General features: G+C 45.4%; 27 protein-coding genes and 1 pseudogene. 3 read left to right on the top strand and 25 right to left on the bottom strand.

Translation table 11 applies throughout. The features are described 5' to 3' along the window. Positions 1 to 90: 90 nt before the first annotated feature. Both ACYCSE_RS16225 and ACYCSE_RS16220 read left to right on the top strand, forming a co-directional pair. On the top strand, positions 91 to 849 hold the full coding sequence (locus ACYCSE_RS16225; RefSeq protein WP_069291461.1) for a DUF2087 domain-containing protein: 759 nt from the start codon (positions 91 to 93) through the stop codon (positions 847 to 849). Between the two features lie 33 nt (positions 850 to 882). Next, positions 883 to 1,224: a GIY-YIG nuclease family protein gene (locus tag ACYCSE_RS16220; protein WP_069291460.1), complete on the top strand. Its 342-nt coding sequence runs from the start codon at positions 883 to 885 to the stop codon at positions 1,222 to 1,224. 2 nt (positions 1,225 to 1,226) lie between these two features. Here the strand turns inward: ACYCSE_RS16220 and ACYCSE_RS16215 are convergent, their stop codons facing one another. The 10 genes from ACYCSE_RS16215 to ACYCSE_RS16170 form a co-directional block, all read right to left on the bottom strand. After that, the gene (locus tag ACYCSE_RS16215) at positions 1,227 to 1,787 is read right to left on the bottom strand and encodes a GNAT family N-acetyltransferase (RefSeq protein ID WP_061829107.1); all 561 of its coding nucleotides are present in this window, start codon (positions 1,785 to 1,787) and stop codon (positions 1,227 to 1,229) included. A 29-nt stretch (positions 1,788 to 1,816) separates the two neighbouring features. Next, entirely contained in the window at positions 1,817 to 2,374 is a 558-nt protein-coding gene (locus ACYCSE_RS16210) for a hypothetical protein (RefSeq protein ID WP_322155956.1), read from the bottom strand. A gap of 309 nt (positions 2,375 to 2,683) precedes the next feature. Beyond that, complete coding sequence (locus tag ACYCSE_RS16205) at positions 2,684 to 3,628, bottom strand: class I SAM-dependent methyltransferase (RefSeq protein WP_459698831.1); 945 nt, start codon at positions 3,626 to 3,628, stop codon at positions 2,684 to 2,686. A gap of 115 nt (positions 3,629 to 3,743) precedes the next feature. Then, the gene (locus tag ACYCSE_RS16200) at positions 3,744 to 4,955 is read right to left on the bottom strand and encodes a rhamnogalacturonan acetylesterase (RefSeq protein WP_459702534.1); all 1,212 of its coding nucleotides are present in this window, start codon (positions 4,953 to 4,955) and stop codon (positions 3,744 to 3,746) included. Positions 4,956 to 5,015: 60 nt separating this feature from the next. After that, on the bottom strand, positions 5,016 to 5,498 hold the full coding sequence (locus ACYCSE_RS16195) for a ribosomal maturation YjgA family protein (protein WP_459698829.1): 483 nt from the start codon (positions 5,496 to 5,498) through the stop codon (positions 5,016 to 5,018). 222 nt (positions 5,499 to 5,720) lie between these two features. Then, positions 5,721 to 6,308 (bottom strand): GNAT family N-acetyltransferase, encoded by a 588-nt coding sequence (locus ACYCSE_RS16190; RefSeq protein ID WP_459698827.1) that lies wholly within the window; start codon positions 6,306 to 6,308, stop codon positions 5,721 to 5,723. Beyond that, positions 6,305 to 7,018, bottom strand: coding sequence for an HAD family hydrolase (locus ACYCSE_RS16185; RefSeq protein ID WP_069291454.1), 714 nt, complete (start codon positions 7,016 to 7,018; stop codon positions 6,305 to 6,307). Before ACYCSE_RS16185 ends, ACYCSE_RS16190 begins: the two co-directional genes overlap by 4 nt. Positions 7,019 to 7,268: 250 nt before the next feature. Beyond that, entirely contained in the window at positions 7,269 to 7,826 is a 558-nt protein-coding gene (locus ACYCSE_RS16180) for an SMI1/KNR4 family protein (protein ID WP_459698826.1), read from the bottom strand. A gap of 301 nt (positions 7,827 to 8,127) precedes the next feature. Then, on the bottom strand, positions 8,128 to 9,213 hold the full coding sequence (locus ACYCSE_RS16175) for a saccharopine dehydrogenase family protein (RefSeq protein WP_459698824.1): 1,086 nt from the start codon (positions 9,211 to 9,213) through the stop codon (positions 8,128 to 8,130). After that, positions 9,200 to 9,967, bottom strand: coding sequence for a class I SAM-dependent methyltransferase (locus ACYCSE_RS16170; RefSeq protein WP_459698823.1), 768 nt, complete (start codon positions 9,965 to 9,967; stop codon positions 9,200 to 9,202). The genes ACYCSE_RS16175 and ACYCSE_RS16170 overlap by 14 nt, the downstream gene beginning before the upstream one ends. Before the next feature lie 172 nt (positions 9,968 to 10,139). On the opposite strand from ACYCSE_RS16170, the gene ACYCSE_RS16165 reads away from it, so the two are divergent. After that, positions 10,140 to 11,231 (top strand): LuxR C-terminal-related transcriptional regulator, encoded by a 1,092-nt coding sequence (locus tag ACYCSE_RS16165; protein WP_459702533.1) that lies wholly within the window; start codon positions 10,140 to 10,142, stop codon positions 11,229 to 11,231. Between the two features lie 76 nt (positions 11,232 to 11,307). Here the strand turns inward: ACYCSE_RS16165 and ACYCSE_RS16160 are convergent, their stop codons facing one another. The 15 genes and pseudogenes from ACYCSE_RS16160 to ACYCSE_RS16090 all read right to left on the bottom strand — a co-directional run bounded on the left by ACYCSE_RS16160 (position 11,308) and on the right by ACYCSE_RS16090 (position 22,512). Continuing rightward, on the bottom strand, positions 11,308 to 11,487 hold the full coding sequence (locus ACYCSE_RS16160) for a hypothetical protein (protein ID WP_013309345.1): 180 nt from the start codon (positions 11,485 to 11,487) through the stop codon (positions 11,308 to 11,310). A gap of 77 nt (positions 11,488 to 11,564) precedes the next feature. Then, positions 11,565 to 12,566 (bottom strand): NAD(+)/NADH kinase, encoded by a 1,002-nt coding sequence (locus ACYCSE_RS16155; protein WP_459698820.1) that lies wholly within the window; start codon positions 12,564 to 12,566, stop codon positions 11,565 to 11,567. Continuing rightward, positions 12,563 to 13,624, bottom strand: coding sequence for an SPFH domain-containing protein (locus ACYCSE_RS16150; RefSeq protein ID WP_459698818.1), 1,062 nt, complete (start codon positions 13,622 to 13,624; stop codon positions 12,563 to 12,565). Before ACYCSE_RS16150 ends, ACYCSE_RS16155 begins: the two co-directional genes overlap by 4 nt. 170 nt (positions 13,625 to 13,794) lie before the next feature. Next, positions 13,795 to 14,460, bottom strand: coding sequence for an HD domain-containing protein (locus ACYCSE_RS16145; protein WP_459698816.1), 666 nt, complete (start codon positions 14,458 to 14,460; stop codon positions 13,795 to 13,797). 250 nt (positions 14,461 to 14,710) lie between these two features. Beyond that, the gene (locus ACYCSE_RS16140) at positions 14,711 to 15,745 is read right to left on the bottom strand and encodes an NAD(P)/FAD-dependent oxidoreductase (protein WP_459698814.1); all 1,035 of its coding nucleotides are present in this window, start codon (positions 15,743 to 15,745) and stop codon (positions 14,711 to 14,713) included. A gap of 133 nt (positions 15,746 to 15,878) precedes the next feature. After that, on the bottom strand, positions 15,879 to 16,151 hold the full coding sequence (locus tag ACYCSE_RS16135) for a hypothetical protein (protein WP_459698812.1): 273 nt from the start codon (positions 16,149 to 16,151) through the stop codon (positions 15,879 to 15,881). Between the two features lie 108 nt (positions 16,152 to 16,259). Beyond that, on the bottom strand, positions 16,260 to 16,709 hold the full coding sequence (locus tag ACYCSE_RS16130; RefSeq protein WP_459698810.1) for a hypothetical protein: 450 nt from the start codon (positions 16,707 to 16,709) through the stop codon (positions 16,260 to 16,262). Between the two features lie 28 nt (positions 16,710 to 16,737). After that, the gene (locus tag ACYCSE_RS16125; RefSeq protein ID WP_459698808.1) at positions 16,738 to 17,259 is read right to left on the bottom strand and encodes a GNAT family N-acetyltransferase; all 522 of its coding nucleotides are present in this window, start codon (positions 17,257 to 17,259) and stop codon (positions 16,738 to 16,740) included. A 38-nt stretch (positions 17,260 to 17,297) separates the two neighbouring features. Beyond that, positions 17,298 to 18,304, bottom strand: a pseudogene (locus ACYCSE_RS16120) (phosphotransferase family protein). A gap of 2 nt (positions 18,305 to 18,306) precedes the next feature. Then, on the bottom strand, positions 18,307 to 18,798 hold the full coding sequence (locus ACYCSE_RS16115; RefSeq protein WP_028542993.1) for an 8-oxo-dGTP diphosphatase: 492 nt from the start codon (positions 18,796 to 18,798) through the stop codon (positions 18,307 to 18,309). A 255-nt stretch (positions 18,799 to 19,053) separates the two neighbouring features. Next, the gene (locus tag ACYCSE_RS16110) at positions 19,054 to 20,010 is read right to left on the bottom strand and encodes an aldo/keto reductase (RefSeq protein ID WP_459698805.1); all 957 of its coding nucleotides are present in this window, start codon (positions 20,008 to 20,010) and stop codon (positions 19,054 to 19,056) included. A 120-nt stretch (positions 20,011 to 20,130) separates the two neighbouring features. Then, positions 20,131 to 20,928 (bottom strand): helix-turn-helix transcriptional regulator, encoded by a 798-nt coding sequence (locus ACYCSE_RS16105; RefSeq protein WP_459698803.1) that lies wholly within the window; start codon positions 20,926 to 20,928, stop codon positions 20,131 to 20,133. Positions 20,929 to 20,964: 36 nt separating this feature from the next. Continuing rightward, positions 20,965 to 21,426, bottom strand: coding sequence for a hypothetical protein (locus tag ACYCSE_RS16100; RefSeq protein ID WP_459698801.1), 462 nt, complete (start codon positions 21,424 to 21,426; stop codon positions 20,965 to 20,967). An 11-nt stretch (positions 21,427 to 21,437) separates the two neighbouring features. Continuing rightward, positions 21,438 to 21,866, bottom strand: a complete 429-nt coding sequence (locus ACYCSE_RS16095) for a GNAT family N-acetyltransferase (protein WP_459698799.1) — start codon at positions 21,864 to 21,866, stop codon at positions 21,438 to 21,440. A 295-nt stretch (positions 21,867 to 22,161) separates the two neighbouring features. After that, positions 22,162 to 22,512: a FlxA-like family protein gene (locus ACYCSE_RS16090; protein ID WP_235307839.1), complete on the bottom strand. Its 351-nt coding sequence runs from the start codon at positions 22,510 to 22,512 to the stop codon at positions 22,162 to 22,164. Positions 22,513 to 22,516: the final 4 nt, after the last annotated feature.

Raw genomic sequence — 22,516 nt, 5'->3', positions numbered from 1 at the left:
CTTAAATAAATATCCACTCATTGATTTAAAATAAACAAAATGTTATATTGTCTATAAAATAATCATCATTTAATTGAGGTGTTTGCTAAAATGGATCATTCCGAACTGTTCTGGAATGCTGGAATCGAAGAACTGAAGCGAGGATATATTCGCCAAGAAGAACAGGTAATTTGCCTGCTGGACGGACAGCGATTTGAGCAAGGCATCATATATCAGGATCAAGGGGTATTTTATGACGCGGAGAGGTACATGCGACTTCATATTGAGCGGACGTACGGATCGGTGTTTGACTATTTGATCGGTCTGGATAAAAAGCTGACTGGACTGACGGATCATCAGAATCGGTTGCTTCAGTTATTTTATCAAGGCATGGGCGATGCGGATATTCAAAAGGAAACCGGAATCGGTAGCGCATCCACCATACGTAATCATCGCTTTGGTCTCAAAGAAAAAGAACGACAGGCCAAGGTTTTTCTCACATTAATGGAGCTGTTAAAGGAGAAAGATCGGCACGCTCCTGCCATTGTAGAAGTACCAGTACAAGCACGGATGGTGGACGAACGCTACAACATTACGGAAAACGAGCGGCAAAAGGTACTCACGAAGTATTTTCCGAATGGGACAGACGGACGCCTAAAGACCTTTAAAATGCAAGAAAAGCACAAGCTGATTGTGCTGCGTGAAATTGCGGGCCGTTTTGTAAAGGGACAAATATATCATGAGAAAGATATCAATGCGATTTTACAGGAAGTATATGACGATTATGTCACGGTGCGAAGATATATGATTGAATACAATCTATTGGATCGTAAGCCGGATGGCAGTGAATATTGGTTGAAGGAATCTTGAATCTCAACGTTTATACAATAGGAGGATTCGACAATGAATCGAAGAAAAGAATTGGTGCAGCAGTACATGGAGATGAAGACAGAGGCAGGAATCTATTGCATTCGCAATACACGTAATGGGAAAATTTTCGTCTCTTCCACGCCGAATTTAAAGTCGCTGAATGGACGGCGTTTTGAGCTGAACATGGGTGGATTTAAGAATAAACAACTGCAACAGGAATGGAATGAGTATGGCGAAGATTCGTTTGAATTTGAAGTGCTGGACGTTTTGAAGAAAAAGGACTCAGCGTTCTTTGATGTCAAAGATGCACTGACAAAGCTGGAGCAGACCTGGCTTGATCGACTCCAGCCATACGGAGACAAGGGATATTTGTAAACTTACCGATCCACGGAAAACTCCTTCCGAAGGTAGCCAAAAATAACAGCGTCGACAAACTGACCTTTTTCATAAAAATAGTCTCTTAGGTGACCTTCTTTAGTAAAGCCACTTTTGAGCAGCAGCCGTCTGGAGCCTTCGTTATCTGGATCAATGAAGGCTTCTATACGGTGAACCTGCGGCAATTGAAAGCCATAATTCACGACCACCTTCATCGCTTCTGTCATCAGACCTTGCCGCCAATATTCCGGTGCCAGTTCATACCCAATTTCAATACGGGAGTGCTCCTTGTGCCAGTTATGGAATCCAATTGTACCCACGATCCGCTCAGGAGCTTCTTTTAATGTAATCCCCCAACGAAAGCCCTCTTGCTTCTCATATCTGGTTAGCATCGAACGAATAAATTTTTCGGCTTGCTCTACCTCTGTAAAGCTTTCCAAGTCATAATATTGTGTGACCTCATCCTTGGAAAAATAGCCGAATACATCCTCCGCATCCCCTACTGTAAGCTGTCTTAAACGAAGCCTATCGGTTTCTAAAATCGGAAACGTTTCCATTGACATTATCCACCTCCTCCTTCACATCGAAGATCCTATCTTATCAGCCACCAGCCAATCCCAACCATCACTCCATTTATGAAAAATAATGCAATACATGCTCTCCACTTGTGGATTCCACTTGTTTGAAAAAAGCCGGTCACTTTACTACGACACATGAACAACGTAAACAACAAATTCCAAATAATACGCATACCATATTTTACGTAGTATAGAGCAGGGTTTAGCTGTACACCGCCCAACGTTGGAGGGACATCCGGAATAAACAGAATTGCACACGTATAACGCATGGTCTCATATGTAAAATAAAATACTGCCAGCCACCAAGCCCACTTCTTACCAAATAACATACCGACACCGGCAGTCGTCCCTGCCAAACCGAGTAACGCGATAAATCCTTGAAACATGCCCCTACAAATGCCTACTAACGTAGAAGCCTCATTTAATGCATTAAGCGTCAATAGCTGGGTCACCAACAGAAGTGCCCCATTAAAGATCAATAAAATGGCTGAAATGCTTACACCTAAAGGTCGTTCGAAAACCACGTTCGTTACATAATCTTCTACTTCTTTTTTCGTATACAGATCTGACACTTCTTCTACTCTCCTAACCCAAATTATATACTTCCATTTTCGGGCGGGTATAATAACAGTATGTTCTCGCCTCATTCCCATATATCGGCTTTTAGGAAAATATGATTTAATCTTTCCTGAAAATTCCGTTATCCGTAAGCTAATTATTATTATTCAGTGCAGCCATACAGCTAATGATCATCCTCTAATGGTGTCTAATTAGCTTCATGAGAATCTTTATCATTAACAGAATCCCAAATAGAGTAATATCTATCCTTATACTACCATTCCAAGAATGAATCTGACAAATGAATGGACTACTACTCGCGCTTATGAATGTACACGCGTTATTTTCGTGGCCCTGTATCCTTCAGATGACTGGATATACTCTACTTGATAACCCATTCGGGCATCCAAAAGCTCTTCCATAAACGGAAGGCACGGACTGTAAATAAAACTCCCTCCTGGACGAATGGCTCTAAGCAATTCCATATATTTGCGAGCGTACTCATGAATATTACCATCTGCCTTCAGATGATGATGTATAAAATGATTGGAGAATGCCATATGTGAAATGATCGTCCCCCATGCACTTTCTCCAAAGGTGGTCTCTAACCAATCTCCTCGAGTGACACAACCTTCTGTTTCAGCCAGCCGATCTGTTCCGTAAGCCTCAATTCCACAGGCACGTAAATAAGTAATTAACCGCGCCTCAGATCCGCAACCAACATCTAGAACAGGCTCTTGCAAACGAGCAATGTCCAATCCTAGTAGATTAGCTTGCAACTCCGGCGTATATTCCTCACAAGGTATCCAAAAGGTATACTCACACTCTGCATACTTAGCAAACATTTCACGTCCATTGGTACGAGTTAAAAAATCTCTCAAATGCCCGTAATGCTGCTGAAGCAGCAAGTCCAAGATTTCTATATCTATAGATTTCTTCTGGAACAACTTTTCAATCCGAGTGAAGAGTCGATCATACAGCTCCGTAAGCTCCCTCGCATGATCTGTGTGAAAATGTAGATACTGATTGGTATTTACAAACTGGGACAGTATTTTAGCCGCTACATCCGTCACAAAAGCGTTATACGTATGCTGGCGCTTCAAGCTTTGAAGCATGAGGATCAGCTCCGAGCTTCTCTGCGTCAGCCAGTACGTCATTTCTGTTGAAGGTCCTAACAGAACAGAACCCTCGCGCATATAAAATAAACTCCGATGCTGATTGTACAGGAGTTGACCGTTAATAAGATTATGAAGTTGAGCGACTGTCATTTTCGCTTCCTCCTTAAGATCCAGAACATTAAAGCCCTACCCAAGCCTCAGCAATGCTATCTTTGGGTAGGGCCAGCTTATTTTCTAAGTATACCATGACTATGGAAATAATGTTTTATTGCGAATCTTCCGCCTGTACATAAGAGGATAAAGGAATATTCAACTCATGTATTCCCTGAGCTACCAGCCGAGCTATTTGCTCCGCACCGTATTCCTGAAAATGTGTATCATCCTTCACTCCATCAGGAAATGCAGGATACACCCCTGGCTCCACATGTAAAAATAACGGGAGTGTTCCTTCGAGGCCAAGTGTATCATAGTACGCTACACTCAAGCGGCTAAGATCGACCAGTGCAACATTTGTCTCCGATGCTGTTTCCTTCATGGCCTGCACATATTCCGGGAAACTAATCCGAAACGAGGCACTTGCCGCATCATAATCCCGGCGGCCAACAGGAGTAATTAGCACAGGTGTTGCACCGCGTTGGATGGCTCCTTGGATGTAGGTTTTTAAGTAAACTTTGTAATCCGCGGGTGAAACATAACGCTCTTGGTTGTTGATCGCGGCATCATTATGTCCAAACTGAATGAGCAGATAATCTCCTGGACGGATATTGCGTAAAATATCATCTAACCGCCCTTGTACCAGAAAGGTTTTCGTGCTTCGTCCACCAATAGAACGGTTCACAAAAATAGGCTCATCTGTGAAGAACGGAGCAATCATTTGCCCCCAGCCCGCTTGAGGCTTCATCGCGGATTTATAGGTTTGAACCGTAGAATCTCCCGCAAGGTATACCGAAGGGTGTTCTCCAGCCGTTCGAGCATCCTTTGGAGTAATAACCAAAGCGTTAATCTTCGCTTCATTACCTGAGAAATACAATTCAAGCTGCCCATCGATGAGTGCAAGTTCAAATCCAGCCTCGACAAATTGTCCTGCTGTTTTGGTAGTAGGTTCTACCTTGACAATGGACTCGGCTTTAACCGTAATATCTGTGTTTCCGGCAGTATCTCCGGCAATAAGGGAAAGCGTGTAATCCGCAGGTGGTAAATTGACAACAAATGATGATCCTTGAACACGAACAAAATCTGAGCGTATAGCATCATTTCCACCACGATCCTCTTCATCCACCTTGGAAAGATCGGTAAATCCATAGCCTCGCTCAGGCGTGTAAACATCCTTGGCAGTGACTTGGGTGTAGCCGTCAGCTACGTTCCCTGGGCCAAAGTCGAATCGAAGAGGCGCCGCAAGCTGTCTTTCGGCCAGTGCCTGCCCTGGGATAAGTATGGTTGCAAACAACAAGCTGAATCCTGCGCATAATCCAATCATCTTACCGAACAACCTGTGACGCTTTCCCTTTTGTTTCAAGCGCAACCCTCGCTTTTCAGGTTATTTGAGTGGTTTGTCATTGTCTCTACGTGTATTGCTCCCCGCCAGCTTTTGACAGCCTTGATCCATCGCCCAGGATACCACAATGCCAACCGTGTACCTGATCAGATCCGCGGTCAGAAACCCTTTCCCAAGCACTAAGCCGCCCAGCGTCGTTGCCCGAATGTGGTTAATCCAGGGAGCCTGGTACATCTGGCTGAACTCAATGGCGAAGCAAAACAGCAAGCTGCCCCACAGGGCTACAGACAATTGACGATTCACCCACAACATTCTCAGCCCAAAATAAATCATGCACGCCCACAGAGCATCCCCAAAGTGATTAGCAACGAATTCAGGCAACTGGGAGGAGAAAACCCGGCTTCCCAAACCCAACAAAATCGTGAACAGCACAGCAATTAGGTACGCAGCGTGGGCCTTCCAGCGGAATTTCGCCTTTATTTCCCGATTGGCCTTTCTAATAACGCTCTTACTTACGCTCCTCATGCTAAATCACCTGTCCTAATGCTGGGACATCTTCGCCAAGCTGCTGGAAATTCGTAAAGCATCCTCTCTTGGATAGCGCTTGCAAGATTGCTGAACCTTTTGCTGATGACATATTGTATGCACACTAACTTGTCTGTATTTTTCATAATATAATTAATCATAATGAGCCTCCGTAATATCGTACAAACCATCAGCAACTTCCAAACTGTTCATGTGAGGATACTAAAATTCAATACCACGCACCTTGGCAAAAACCATTTGGTGTGCCATGCTTCCCTCTTCATCATACTCGACGTTTCTTAAAATCCCCTCCAGTGTAAAACCTGCACGTTCCGCTACCTTGGCGCTGCGCGTGTTTCTGGAATCACAACGAATCTCCACCCGATTAGCATTCAAATGCTGTATGGAAAAATCCGTAATACCGTGCACGGCCTCTGTGATAATGCCTTTTCCGGTCCATGATGTTCTGAGCCAATACCCAATTTCAAATCTTCGTGCATCCCAATCAATACGATGCAGACCGCTGCTGGCTACAAATTCTCCCGAAACCGTATCAAATATATACAACATCATATCAGACCGATCCAGAAATTTAAGTCTGGCTTGGCGCGAACGGATTTCAGATTCCTCTACCGTAGGAAGATTTCTTGCAAACGGAAGCCAAGGCCGCAGTTCATTCGCACTCTCTCGCATTGCCTCATTGACTGCCGCCCCATCCCCCCACTGCGGGGCGCGTATGGTCAATCGTTCCGTCTGGAATTGGTCAGGGAACGATAAGAGAATGGGATTCGTTTGCTGCTCCATACTCATGATGCACCCTCCTCCTTATTCGTTGAATAACTGCGACGATCCAGCCAACCTGTAATTTCACGCAAACTCCCAATCTGATAGTCCGGTACAATGCCCGTTTCCTGCCACGTCATAAAGCCTTCCAGCCAGATGGTATGCAATCCTGCACTTTGTGCACCACGAATATCATTTGTCGGGTGATCGCCTACATAGCAGGCATGGCCGGGATCGACAATGCCCAGCTCATTCAGAGCCAACTCGAAAATTCGAGGATTAGGCTTCTGGATGTTGACGCCGCCCGATACGATAATAGAATCCACATAATCCCTCAGCATAACTCGGTCGATTTTCGCTTGCTGCGTACGGAGTGAGCCGTTGGTAATAATACCAAGCTTCAAGCCACGCGACCGCAGTTCGGACAGCACTTCCTTGGCCCCGTCCATCAACACCGTAAACTTATGAAATTCACCATACCAAAAGCCCAACATCTCTTGTACTGACGTATCGGGATTTTTCAGTTCCAAGTCTGCATGCAGCTCGGTATACAGTTCCCTCTTATCCCGATATCCGTCCTGATCCGCCAAACGTATCTGTTCAACGACAGCCGCGCGGATCGCAGGTTCTTCTGCCACAATAAATCGTTCTATAAAGCGCTCTGTATATGCCGCAAACGCCTGTTTGCGATGAATAAGAGTATTATCCAGATCAAAAATAATCGCTTCTATGGACATAAATAGCTCCCTTCCTTCATCCTCTTGCACCGATTAGGTTGAAACAAATTGAATAATTCCTATTAGAAATAAAAGAAAAAAAATAGACAAGAAAATGATGATCATGTACTTCAAGATTCTCTTGGAGGTCGACTTTTGTTCCAGTTTGGTCTCGATCTGGGTCAACCTTTCTTTGATTTCTTCCAAATCCTGCTCCACCTTCACATCATGCTCCCCTTCCTGCGTTTCGACTTATTCATCTTCCTGACACTCACTCACAAAAGTTGCTCCAAAAACGCACCTTTTTTACGGCATTAAAATCAATTTGTTCATAAGGCTTCTCCCCAAACTCCAGCTTGAAATACTCCTGCAAACATTCCCCATACACGATAATATCCGTTTGATACACTGAAAATACCGGATTTCCTTCTTCAGATGGCTGCTCTGGGATATATCGATGGCCGTTGATCGGGATTAGCTTGGGCACACGTAAAATCTCACGTTTACATATATCAACAGCTTCCACCGAATCTGTCGGTTTTTCGCCCCATTCGGGAGGCCAGAATATATGTTGCTCCACATCAAAAATTATACCTTCCAGCGGCCAATTCAACCTTTGCCGAATTACACCCATCCGCTGTGGTGACGTATCTCTCCAAGGGATAAAGCTTTTACCGATGGGAAGAACACTCATCAGAAGCTCCCTCAAATCGGGCGGGAAGTGAATATCATACCTGCCTTCGACATCGGTAACCTCTTGCATGGATAAGCCTGGAGCTAAGGTCACATCGTGTTTACGTAATAAATCTATGATATAAGCGATATCCATCTCTTATCGACTCCTCAGCAGCTAGCTAGTTGACCGGATTGGTCAAGAGGCCTACCAGGCTTGTAACTTCAACTTTACCAACACGGCGCGGGCCTTCCATAAAATATCCCCTCGTTCCTGCGTATGCTGTCTGCTATTTTCATAGGGGTTTCACATTTCAAATCATCCCCTTAGGTCTTTTCCAAAAATATGTACTTCATTCTAGTGTAATTCAATAGGAAAAGAAATCCAAGACTTATCCGCAATTCATTGCTGAATAAGCTTGGATTATATGGGAGTCCTTTATTAAAATATATGATTTCTATGCTTGCTGTCCGTTCACCTGAATATCTACGGATACTTGCTGCCCCAACCAAGCCTGCATGCGATTCCACGAAAAAACCTGCTCCATGTGAAATACACCATATGGAAGTTCTGAACGGTACAGGGCGAGCGCTGCAAAGACGGCTGCCTTAGCGGTTAAATCAGACTGATGGTGACCCCTTAGCCGGCATTCAACCTTCGTCTCCTTGCCATTGAGAGTTCCTCGAGCATCTACCTTGACCGCTACAGCATTCCCTCCTATATGTACCTTGCCAAAGCTGCGAACCACTGCATCACGCACGGTTTGCTGTCGGAGTAAACCTGATACTCCTATCGTCCGAAGCCCTGCCAGAAGCCGGGTGGTCAAACGCGAATCAAAGCAAAGGCGTGTGCTAACGGTAGGAACTTTGAGCGTACGAGGAAGTGTCTGCTGATCCGAAAAAGGAAATCGATACGCCCGATGACGCCCCACTCCTGCACCAAAGTCTGCCACTATGCCGTCGGTAAAGCTTTTTCGAGTCACAGGGCGTCCCTGTTCTATAACCTCCAAATCGGCATGAATCTGATCTACTGTCCACTCAATGGCAGCCTGACCGTGTTGATCTCCCAAGCCTAGCATCAAAGATATGTTCAACTCATCTGTCTGATCCATGAGCTGTGTCGCTTGCAGTGCTAACAAATTGGTCAGCCCCGGAGCTAATCCTACACTTAACAGGGCTGTGGCCTGATAAGCTCGGGCCTCTTGATGACACTGCTCCACTTGACTCAAAAAGGCCGCATTCGCTGTAATATCCATGTAATGCACCCCATGTCGAAGACAGGCACGTACCAAGGCCGTATTGTCCTGATCCAGACACATGATAACCAATTTAGCTTGCTCTAATATCGACGGGTCCATCGGCTCATGAATATTTAGCTGCAAGGGCCGTATCTTACCATTCGATTGTCTACTAAATTCATTGGCCCGCTCCAGACTACGACCTGCGGCAAATACCTTGCAGGGAAACATTTTACTTAACTCCGTGCATATAATTTTTCCAACATGGCCATACCCGCCAATGATGATGATATTATCCTTTGTCATAAGTCGTCTCTCCCTCTTTAACCGCAAACCATGCATTTACTAAAAAAGCGCCATAATACCGGGTGATGTGGGTAAAGCCTGCATCTATCAACAGTTCCTGTATTGCCGCATTGGACACCGCGTTTGACTCACGACCGATGGAAGCAGCGAATCGTTCCCAATCCTCCAGTGAAATGCCCTGACTCAGCATATGACCCTTCCACGCCTGCATTTGGATGGAAAAAGAAGGCTCCTGGGAATTCCCATTAATAGAAGCTAGACAAAAAGGTGCACCCGGCTTGAGTCGAGCGGATATCTGGCGTAGCAATGCCTGTTTACTTTCCAAGCTCTGAAGAAAATGAAGCACCAGCAGGCAGGTTGCAGCGTCATAGATCGGTCCTCTGGATGACTCTTCCAACGTACCTGCAACAAACGATATTGTTGAACTGATGCCCGCATGTGTCACACGCTTGCGTGCCAAATCCAGCATGTGCTCAGAGGGATCAACTGCCGTAAAGGACCATGCTTCATGGCGCCCTCCGAGCGTTATCAATTCCTGGCCGCCTCCAGCTCCGACAATTAGCACGTTTGGATCTATATTTCGAATATGAGCTTGTGCCTCAAGTTGTGCGGCTATCAAACAGTCTGTCATCTCGTACAAATGAGCATATCCAGGTATTTTTAAAGCAATCGTATCCGCGTACTTATGCACATTCGGATGATTCCAGCTCATCGGTTGATTTGAGTCCGTATTTCCAATAGGGGTATGTTTCATATGTGCTTTCCTCCAAACATTTAGCCTTGATCTTCTCAGACCATTCGTTTATTGTTGATTTAATTAAGAATCATTCTCAATTATAAAGACAATACGAATATCCACCATCCCATAAATGTGGGATTTAATAATCGTGCTTGAGAATCTCCAGCTTTCACGATAGGAGTAAATGATGAACGCACATTACACGCCATTTGCACAGCTTAAGGACGCTCGACAGCAGATCATGGATCTGGGGAAAAAAGCCCCCTCATCCCTAACGTACAAGCACACCCTAATCGACCGCTTGCGTACTCAGGTTGCTTTCGATGCGGCGTGCTGTACCTCAGTAGATCCGCGTACGCTGCTTTCCACGGGGGCATTTACAGAATCGGGTGTGGAGGACATTCATAACAAACTGCTAGAATACGAATATCTGCACGACGATATGATGAAGTATGATCAGTTGGTGCGAGACGGACAGTCTGTAGCCACGCTACATGGGTCTACACAAGGCCAACCGGATCGGAGCACACGATATAGAGATGTTTTGCACCCCGCTGGATTCGGGGACGAGCTACGTGTTCCGTTTATGTACAAAGGGAGCTGTTGGGGATTTCTTACGTTGTTCCGTCATCATGGAAAACCTGTATTCAGCGAGGAAGAGCAACAACTGCTTGAAGCGTTAGCGCCGTCCATAGCCTACCATCTGCGTCAGGCCAGTGTCGGTCTATCTCCAGCCCCTGCCATGATTACGGAAAATGAACTTGAACCAGGAGTTCTCATACTTTCTGATAAGCTAGAACCGATCTCATCCAATACAGTAGCAGAGCAGTGGCTACAGCTGCTTCGGCAGCAGGAGGGAATCCATGAAGACAGCCTTCCGGCTCCTGTCCGGGCGGTATGCTTGCGAGCGCTATCCACTGCCACTGCACCAGCCCGACTATGTATCCCTTCCGCAGACGCAGGAACCCCATGGGTAACCATCAGGGCCACCCTTTTGCAAGGCGGACAGGAGCATACGGGCCAGAAACAGCTAGCCGTATGGTTTGAGGCTGCTAAAGCAACTGACATGCTGCCGCTTATGACCGAGGTGTACTCATGGTCCGAACGAGAGAGACAAATTGTCCAGCTCATTGTTCAAGGCTTTTCGACCAAGGAGCTGGCCAGCGCACTTCATATTACTGCCTACACGGTGCAGGATCATCTGAAAGCGATTTTCTTGAAAACAGATGTAAGCAGCCGTCGTGAGCTCGTATGGAAGGTATATTCCAGATTCAACTAACCTATGTAAAAAAGACAGATGACCCGATTAGGGGTCATCTGTCTTTGCTTCACTGCTCTATTTGGACACAAGAGCCTTATTTCTTCGAAGAGGAGTTCGTATCATCGTATGACACTGGTGAGGGCTTCGCAATCCATTCATCAGCCTCAGGCTCGATATCCACGCCATTTTCCAGCTTCGTTTTCTCCATCAAGGAATCTCCGTCCTCGTCCTTCTTGTTGCGGATTTTCGCTTCGTCTTGAGTGTGATCGCTCATGTTGATTCCTCCTTTTTTAATTTCATCTGATGGTTGTACCTTACTCATAATTACCCATTGCCGTCCTGTACAAACCTCTACACGACCAGATGCCCTTTTTTCTCCGCTGGTTCAATGGTTGCCTCAATGCCAGCATTAAACTCCAGAAAGTCGCTTTCCACTCCATCGCTGAAAATAACTCCATTTTCCGGCATCTGCGATGCAATCCGTAACGGCTTTTCGGCTGCTACCTGACCAAACACAAGATCCGCAGCAGTCGTTCGACTGGGGAATGGTTCTCTCACTGTAAAATAAAGTGATGGCAAACTCCAGGTTGCACGATGATCATGACTCGTTTCGTCTACTGCCCCTTCCTTACTGAAGGCTGCACCTGGCATCAGCTGGCCTGGAGTCAGCGAGATGGGATGCCGTGTAGCACTGCCGACAATCCCGGCCGCTCCAGCAAGCACGCTGGTCAGCCAGCCTGTCGCTCCCAATCCGGTTGAAACGATAATGCCGCTAGAGGATTGCTGCTCTACCTGATCCTCCAGTCTTAGCTCATATCTCGCGGAGACATGAGTTTTGCGCCCAATGAACAAATCATTTACAGCATACAAGGATTGGCCATCATTTAATTGGGCCTTAGCCAGCGTAACTTCCTTAATTGGCCGTCTGTGCACGAATACATCCGGCACCACCCAGCGCAGGTCGGATACAGTAAACGGCAGCAATACCCCGTCCCAGCGCAATGGATCTGGATTCACACCAATAAGCGGCTGCTCGGTCAAATATTTTAACGTGTTGGCTACCAGCCCATCCTGACCCAGCACCACCACTGTATCCTGCTCACCAAAAATAAAGTTCGGCACATGCTCCCGCTCCACAATCTGAACTCGACCCAAAGCCGTTAACTCCGACGTAGCCGTTGCCACCGCCCTGCGGTAATTTTCGTCCTCCAGCACATAATCACTGAAATCAGCACCCAGCCGTTCCATAAAGAAGCGAGCCTGCTGCACCGTATTGTATCGAACAATCAGTTCCTCCAGTCGCGTTTTACGCTTCACTAAAATGATCTTTTGCTCTGTCATTCGGCTGCTCATCGTGTTCTTCCTCCAGACCCTCTCGATCCTGCTGATCCGCTTGCTCCCGTATCTGACATGAGACCTTGCAGCAGATCCGGTGTAATATTCAGCTGACCGATTTTCCCTGCATTTTCTGCAAGCTCCTGGAATGCTATCGCAATTAGCTTATCCGGGCTCATATCCATGTTGGCCATAGCTTGAAGTACGTTCGGCTCAACATCCTGCAACGATTTCATGACTGCTGTCAGCTCGTAGGCCTTGGCATCGGCTTCTGCCTTTTTATTCGTTACGGTCAGCTCAATCAGCTCGCGTTTTTTCTCCTCCAAGGCCGTGTCAAATCGTAGCTGCTCCTCTTTCATCTCGCTTTGCTTTTGCTTCACAGAACGCTCGGCATCGAGTTGAGTTTCGCGGATTTGTTTCTTTTTCGTCTCCACTGCAATCTCGGTGTTCAGCTCGTTTTCCTTCACACGCCGCTCTTGCTCAATAGATGCATTACGACGCTCATACAAAGCGTGATCCGCGTTGCGAAGAATCTCTTCCCTCGCTTGAGCCTCCAGCGCTCTCATCGTCTCCTTATTGGGTAGAATCGCCAAAATCGACAACCCCATAACCTCAATGCCGAGCTTTTCCATTTCCGTATGCTGAGCAATATCCTTCGTCATGTTTTGGGCCAGACGTTCACTGGACTGAACAGCTTCTTTGAGCGGGACACGCTCCAAATACTTTTTGGTAAGCACTTTGGCGATGTTAATCACCCGTTGGGCCAGCTTACTCGGATCATCCGAAATGTAGCGTCGTTCCTTCAAGTCATACGTATAGTTTAAAATCTGCGTCGTTCTCCGATAATCTACAATTCGATAAGTCAGTTGCCCCTGCACCGTCACCGCCTGAAAATCATTCGTCATATCCTCAAACATGAACGGTACATCAATGGAAGAGACGGGCGCGACGACGACCGAGGTGGTCGGGGCGTAATAATAAAAAGATAATCCAACACCCTCCCGAACCACCTTCCCGTTTTTCACCTTCATCACATATTCACTGGGCTGAAATTTAACAAAATTAAATCCAAACATAGCCGCTTCCCCGCTTTCTTTATATTTTATAATATTTTGTTATTATCATTTTGTTATTATCAATAAAATAACACACATTTTCGATAATATCAATATGACATTTATAAAAAAATAAAGGCTATTTCCCCTCCGATATACTCGGTTAGAGGAAACAGCCTTATTGAAACACTTTATTTATTATCCACATTCCATTCTCTATAAAATTGCTCCAAGTACATCTCCATCCATTGATGCCGAACCTCCGCCAGCTCTCGGGCATAAGTGGTATTCATTAAATCTTTGAGCTTGAGTAGCTTTTCGTAAAAATGGTATATGGCACTTTTACCTGCGGCACGATACTCATGCTGTGAAAAGTCTTTATCCGGGTGATGCATCATACTGCCTTTTGAGCCTGCATACATAAAGGTTCTTGCAATCCCAATCGCTCCAAGAGCATCCAACCGATCCGCATCCTGCACAACTTGACCTTCCAGCGTCTCCATAGGCGGGTTTTGTCCACCATTGTAGGACATCGTAGCTATAATAGTCATCACGTGCGTGATTACATTCGGATCGCTGATATGCAGACGCAGCCACTGCTCTACTTTATCTAGCCCGGCTTGTTTGGAATCATTTAATTTTTCATCCGCTACATCATGCAGCAGTGCTGCCAGCTCACAAATAAACGAATCTGCGCCCTCTTTGGCAGCAATTTTAAGGGACAGCTTTCTCACCCGGTCTATATGCCACCAATCGTGACCACTATGATCATGCTCCAACTGCTGCTGTACAAAGGGCTCCGCCTTTCGAATAATATCTGCCATCATCGCTTCCTGTTGCTCCGTTCGTCTCTTCATATGTCACCTTTCAATCCCGTCCATACTTTCTATGGTAGGTTCGTTTAATTTTTTAATGCTTGTCCATTTGCTTACTACGAATCATTCTTCATTTTATTCTATAGGGTGTATGGCATCCAACCTTTAGAACGAGAAGTCAGTAACGTGACAAAAAAAGAACCTCCAAAACCACATCAATCGTAGTCGCGGAAGTCCTTTTTCGTTTGTCTATCTAAACCCGATCCTATTTAACTTAATTCCGTATCTTACTCTACTCCACGACACCAAGCTCGCGGTTCTTCTCCTTAAAGCGGCTGTTATGAGAAGATACATATGCCGCTTTGTCAGCTGCTGGATCAATGTGCAGCTTCGCGCTGTTCAGTGCAAGGGCGGCATCTGTGAACGCACCGGCAATCAGATACAACTTGCTTCCGTACTCAACAAAATCGCCTGCCGCGAAAATCCCTGGTAGATTCGTTTCCAGCTTTTCGCTCACTCGGGCATGCCACTCACCCATATCCAGCCCCCAATCCCGAAGCGGGCCGAAATCGGATTTTAGTCCATGATTTACGATGACTGCATCGACATTCAACACCTGTATTTCGTCCGTATCTACATGACTGATCGTCACCTGTTCAATCGTCTCTCCATTGTTGCTATGTAGCTGACTCACCGCGTATGGTGTGAGAACACGGACCGAAGATGATTTCATACGAGCTACATTTTTCTCATGTCCGCCAAAGTGATCCCGACGATGTACGACGGTCACACTCGCCGCAATAGACTCCAGCTCATTCGCCCAATCCACCGCCGAGTCGCCCCCACCGGAAATCAGGACGTGCTTGTCCCGGAATGGCTCTAGCTCTTGTACCGTATAATGCAGGTTCGTAACCTCATAGCGGTCCGCCCCCTCAATCTCCAGCTTAGCCATTTTGAGAATTCCATAGCCTACTGCCAGAACGATCGTGCGTGTCCAATGCTGTTCCCCTGTGGCAGAAGTTAGCAGGAACGTGCCATCCTCTTGCCGATCCAAACCAGTGATCTGCTGTCCCAACACAATGGTAGGCTCGAACGTCTGCGCCTGCTGCTCCAGCTGATCAATCAGCTTTTCACATAAAACCGGGGTAACCCCCCCGACATCCCATATCATCTTCTCTGGGTATATGCGCATCCGCCCGCCCAGCTCATGCTTGGCTTCGATCAGCTTGGTCTTCATATCTCTCATTCCACTGTAAAATGCGGTATACATACCGGCAGGACCACCGCCGATGATCGTTACATCATATAATTCCAAGGATACTGTCACTCTGCAACTCTCCCTATCATAGCGTATTATGTCTGCTCCTATTATAAGTGATAATAATTATCAATATCAATTAAGAAATAAAAACATGACCATTACAGAGTTTTTCGTGACCTTAGAACTATATTTTATAGGTTTATATAACTACTACTTCCGTTATTCTCGTAAATTTTGCGAGGATTGCTGCACAGAAGGATGAAAAAGCTTCTTCTACCTCATCCATCAGTTGTTCCTTGTTTTGCATGGAAGGTATAAAGCTATCCTCCATTCCTTGCTTGTATGTAATCGTCGGATCCATGAGCTTGGCTGCGTTTCTGCGCACATGCACCATGATATGGTTGATGATCCCACCAATACTGTTCGTTTCGGCCTCACCCACGCGCCATAGCACCTGTTCATCCAAAAGCACAATGCATGCCCGCAACTTTACCAAATATTGATCGTACATTCTGTGCTTGGATATGATATAAACTCATGCATGGAAGAATCCATATTCTTAACAGCCTCCTTCGTCCTATCAAGTGAATTTCTCAAAAAAATCACTTCCATTTATAATCCAATACCGTTCAGATGAAGGTACCTCGTTCAAAAAGTTTTGATATTCCCCTTTCCACCCCGCTGGGACATAGTGTTCAAACGAAGCTGGCTCAGGAAATAGCGAATAGAGAACTTTCTCGTCAAAGTTAACATACAGAGCAGGACAGAACTCCAACAATTCATCCTGATGCTGAATAGCCTCATCCAGCAACTGAAGCATTGAAGTTAGTTCCCCTGTAGCCACCTTATATTCACAGATGTGATCCAAAAATGCTCCCGCTGTGGTTTCATCCAAAATAGCGATACCGAACCGTTCCTCCATTTCGATAGTCAGAAACCAATACTCTCTTTCCGTCACATACCAGTTCCATTTCCCTTCAAAAATAACACCAACAATAATGTTTTGCGCATATTCAGGCCATAATTTCATGAGCTTCTCGCGTTCCCCTCTTTCTCACTCACAGTTCGATCCAAAACCGGTTTACACGGTTTCCGTCTTCCTCTATGTAATCCTTGTCCGGCGTTCCGCCGTTTCGCAGGATCGTTCTTTTGGAGCTGATATTATCAGAGTCACATACGACCAGAGCTCGGGAAATCCCCAGTTCTTTTGCTTTTTCCAATGCCAAGGCCAACATAGTTACAGCGTACCTGTTCCCTCGTGCAGAAGGACGGATACCGTAACCAATATGACCTCCGGCATTCATTAGGTGTTCGTTAAGGTCATGTCTGATATTCACTGCTCCCACAACCTGTTCATTCGCATTCACAAGCCAGTATGTTGAGCTTTTGACCCAGCCTTCAGACAGGTTCATTCCATTTTCCTGATTACTTAAAACCGTCAGCATACCTTCAAAATCGTACGGCTCTACAGAGATCACCCAAGGTACCATATGCTCCTGACTCTTTTTCCATTCCTCATAAAATGAAAGATAAGCCTCCTTCCAGTCCTGATCCGGCTTTACCAATCTGACGGTCTGCATCCACTCACGGCCTCCTCTTTAAACGTTCAATTCATCTGCTATTGCTTATATACCTCAATATCTATGAACTTTTGCGCCCAATCTGCAAAAGAGAGCTTATCATCCCAGGTGACTTGCTTCATCGCTTTGGCACATCCCCAGTTTAGAACCTGCTGATGCAGCATATGCACCCGGAAACGCTCAGTAAATCCTTCTTTAGCTTCCATTCCTTGTGCGTAAGCAGTAAGAAAACCTTTTGCCAACTCTTCTTCGCCATTCTCCAGATACATGGTGGTTATTTTCGGAAGGTCGGCAATCCCATCCCCAAAATAGGCTGTCGTAAAATCAAAAAGACCACTGACTCTCCAACCCTTATCCCCATTCTGTACAAGAAAATTTTGCGGTTTAAAATCCCCCATCACAAAGGTGGCAGCTTCCAGCTGATCGAATGCTTGACGAGAGCCTTCCAATATTTCCTCTACCCATTCCATATCCTGTACAGAAATGTCCGAGTATTTTTGGGCATCCTCTAGCCAATATCGAATTCGCCCATACAACCATACTCGATAAGAAACTTCAAAAGGACGAATGGCTAGAGTTGTTGTATCCAGCTCTCCACTGTTCTTAAGCTTCCAGCTATGAAGCTCCAACAGAACATTAGCAAGCATTTCAGCCATTTGCTGTTTATCCAGCGAGGTCAGCTTTGCTTGCAACTCAGGTATATGTATATGCTGACCGTATAGACGGGGCATAACTGCATAGCTCCAGCCAAAAATGTCCTCCGTATGATCCACAAGATACGGTGTTGGCACGGGAATTGAAGTCCGTGTCTGTATTTGCTCCACCATAAACTTTTCTTCTATCCATTGCCTAGAAAAAGCGGGTTCCCCTTCAGCACAAACTGCCCAGCCGTTGAGGAAACATAGAGGGTTTGCCCTAGGACACCTTCTGCCGTTTTTTCGTAAGACAGCAAACGTCCCAAATCAAAACGATTCAGCATCCTTTGCATTTGGTCATTTGTTACCTCACCTAGCCGATTAGACGAAAAATAAATGGTCGTCGTCATCTCTACACACCATAGCTCTTAATCGTTGCTTCCAGGGTTTCATCCGTATCTGCCAGCCAAACGAAACTAACCTCAAACGTTCCCGGCTCGAAAAACAATGGAAATCTCCGCTTAAACCAATCCTGCATCGGCAGATTTAGCGCTTCCTTCATATCGACCCACAGCAGTTCCCCCTCGGGGGGATTTTTTAATAGTTCACCTTCAGTGGCTGTAGCCAAATAGTTAAAGACCATATACCTCAGCCCTTGACTTGGATCACAATATTCGTCGATTCCTTTAAATACAATTTCCGTCACGGTTAAGCCCGTTTCTTCCTTTACTTCACGAATGGCCCCATTCACAATGCTTTCTGGAAACTCTACTTTTCCTCCTGGAGCAATATAACCCGGAAACCCCTTTCGATTGGGTCTATTCATAAGCAATACCTTGCTTCCGTCTTGAATCATACACATGGTATATATTTTGTGTGTCACTTCTGTTGTCAATCCGATCATACCTTTCTTTATTCACGATTCATGATCTAGCTTTTAACTTTCTCACCGACATATTGTGGTTAAATATGGTATTCACCATACTTTAACGCGTTATTTTGTAGAGCGCAATAACTCTAACCATAGACTAGATTAGAAAACTCATGCCTAAGTCGGTCAAAATCAGTAAAAAAAAGACCGCCTTTCTGCAAAGCCGTTGGTACTACCAAGCGACTCCAGAAAGGAACGGTCTTATCCATCATGCCAATAATCAGTTTTCTAGACACGCCCCGGATAACGAGAACCTGCTGCGAAGCCTTTAGGCGAAATGCGCTCAATCTCTTGAAGCTCTGCTTCCGACAAGGAGATCTGTAGAGCACCAAGATTTTCACGCACTCTTTCCAGTCTCTTCGTTCCCGGAATCGGAACGATATGGTCGCCTTGCGCCAGCAGCCATGCCAGCCCCAACTGAGCAGAAGTACAGCCTTTTTGGGCAGCCAGTTTTTCGATCAGGAGGACAACTTCTAGATTTTTGTGGAAATTCTCGCCTTGGAAGCGTGGAAAATGACGGCGGTAATCATCCTCTGGCAGATCGTCAAATTTCTTGATCTGTCCCGTGAGGAAACCTCGACCCAGTGGACTGTAGGGTACGAAGCCGATTCCCAATTCGTTCAGTAGCGGAAGAACATCATCTTCCACTTCTCTGCTCCACAAGGAATATTCGGTTTCTACCGCGCTAATTGGATGCACCGCATGCGCGCGGCGGATCTGTTCAGCCGACGCTTCCGACAAGCCGATATAACGGATTTTCCCTTCCTTAACCAAATCGGCCATCGTTCCGACGGTCTCTTCAATCGGAGTATTGGGATCGACTCGATGCTGATAATACAGGTCGATATAATCAATCCCCAGATGAAATAGACTGGCGTCCACGGATTTTTTGATATATGCCGGATCTCCCTTGGGCCCCTGAGTGTGCGTGATTCCGAATTTAGTGGCAATCACGGCCTCCTCCCGACGACCCTTGAGCGCACGTCCAACCAGCTTCTCATTGCCTCCGAACTTCTGCTGTGCGTATTCCTCACCATAAAGATCTGCTGTATCAAACAGCGTTACACCAAGGTCCAGCGCTCCCTGAAGTGTACGCACCGACTCCTCGTTGTTCGGCATCATCATCGTGCCAAGGCCCAGAACTGATACCTCCAGCCCTTCATGTCCCAATTTCCTTTTCAGCATATCATGGTTCCCTCTCTTCTTTGGGTAAATGGATGGAATGAACATGTACTCATTCTAATGGATCCATATGGAGGCAACCACAGTACGTTTATACTAGTAACAAGATTACCAGGCAGAGGATTAGCTTACTGGCGTGTAGATACAAAAGTGCAGACCCGGTTGGTCCGTAATGCTTGCTAAAGAATTAATATCATAGGAAACTGCCTCCACAGCGCCAGGGATTTGAAAGGAAACCCGATTCACTTTTTTGAGCTGGATATGATGCAGCTTCCACATGGTGTCAAACTCCATACTTTCCACACGTAGCCGTTCTACCGTCTCCTCAAACCAAGGATCTCCTAAATACTTGTCATAATAGGTTCTAAAAACAGCTACCGAATAGGACGCAAATTCTTCCCAGTTAACCATTCGACGACGTAATTCGGAATCCACGAACAATAAACGAATCATGACACGTTCAGAAATAGACAGGGAAGAAAAATCGGTAATGACCTCATTCGCCGCGCTATTCCAAGCAAGCACTTCCGCTTTCTCATTGCTGATGAAGGAAGGATAGGACAACTGATCAATAATATGTTGCCACTGTGGATTCAGCGTTGTATGGATGGGCGAAATAGCAACCGTCTCATTGGGATTCCACAATTGAATTAGATGTGCTCTCTCATCATGAGTTAATTGTAGAGCTTCTCCTATACTTTCGATAATTTCCTTAGATGCTGTTACTTCTCTACCTTGTTCCAGCCATGTATAATACGTCGCACTGACACCTGCCAGCATAGCAACTTCTTCTCGGCGAAGCCCCGGTGTTCTTCGCTGACCCTGTGAAAGTCTAAGGCCTGCCTGCTCTGGTTGAAGTCGATTTCTACGTGATTTCAGAAAAGCTCCCAACGTTTTCGATTTACTATAATCATTAGACATGTGTCACCTCTTTTCCAATCAATCGCCATAGAACCATCACAGTCCCTCGTCAAACAACTGTAGGCCTATGATTTCAAAGGCGACACCGTCGCCCGCTTTAACGTTGACATCACCATTTATTTCTTCAGAATCCAAAATAAACGTAGTGTCTCCTACTACAATCTCCAGGCATTCTATCTCGCCTGCTTCGCCCTGCATCACTTGATGTATCGTTCCTTGAATCCAGTAGTCGCCTAGCTTTGGTTGAGGTCGAAAAATCCCTGTCTCTTCAGTAGACTTCCGCCTTCTGAACCCCTCTATACTGGATTGAGAAGTCTCGACCGAAATTACACAACCGGGAATCATCTTGTTCAAGCTTTGTTCATACGGGACAACATACGCATATCCGGAAGTCAGTTCATGCCAAAAATATGTCCAGTAGCCGTATACTTTTTCCTCGCCCATACTACGAATGATGATATGCTGATCTTTATTTAATTCCTTGATCTGTACACGCATATATAGAGTCCTCAGTAGATACTTTTCTTATAATAATAGTGTTTAAAGCCTCTCGGAGCATCGTCAATGACACCAACGACTTCATACCCATGCTTTTCATAGAATTTAGGCGCTTGAAAAGTAAACGTATTAAGTTGTATAAAATTACACCCTTTATCTCCAGCAATCTGTTCAATTTCACCAAGCAGTTGTGAACCGTAGCCCTTTCCTCTGTAACGCTGATCCACCCACAAAATATCAACCTCCACCCAGTTCCAACATAGTACACTTAGGAGACCGCCCATGACCTGACCGTCTTCATCTTTGAGCGTAAGATTAATCTCTTCGTATCGGGTTTGAATATCTGCTGGGACGTGTTTCGCATTAAACTCAATCAACTTGTTTCTGACTAAACGCGCTTCATCTCTACTACTTCGATTCATCTGAGGTTCCAGCGTCATGGCATAAATCCTCCAATTTAAAATGATTACCAGCACTTACTGATTTTAATATATAAAATAATAGAGTTAAAATACTTTCATTTCCCTACTGTTATATATTGTATATACTTTTCTATGTTTAGTCACATGATTCAATTTAGATGGACAGAATTATTCTAATCTAAATATCGGTGATTAAAGTCGCTCCCTGGATTCATGCAAAATATTTAGTAAACGAAAAAAGCAGGCCCCTATGAAACGGAGAACCTGCTATCGTTTATACATCGTCTGTCATACAGGAGAAGAGATGGAATGATTAAATTGAAATATCCAGTGATTTCCCAACTCCCGTAATATCGCTGCTGTTAGCGCTGTTGATACGAGTTGTTTCTGTGTTACTTGGAGCGGGCTTTTCCATTTTTGGAGTTGACGTACTGCTGGATTGCGAACTTTGCTGTGCAATTTGAGCTTCAATCTGTTTAATTTGTTGCTGAAGCTGCTTCATTTTTGTTTCTTTTGTATCTTTATTATCCTTACTTTGCTGTACCTTGTTGTACTCCGCTTCAAGTTGAGCTTTTTGCTTTTCCAGACTAGCTGTATCGTTGGTACTGGATGATGATGTGCTTGCAATAGATATTGAACTGCTGGATGTGGATGAAATGTTCATACGA

The organism is Paenibacillus sp. SEL1 (assembly GCF_054602535.1).
The sequence above is the reverse complement of the archived record's forward strand: the minus strand, read 5'-3'. Positions and strand labels throughout refer to the sequence as shown.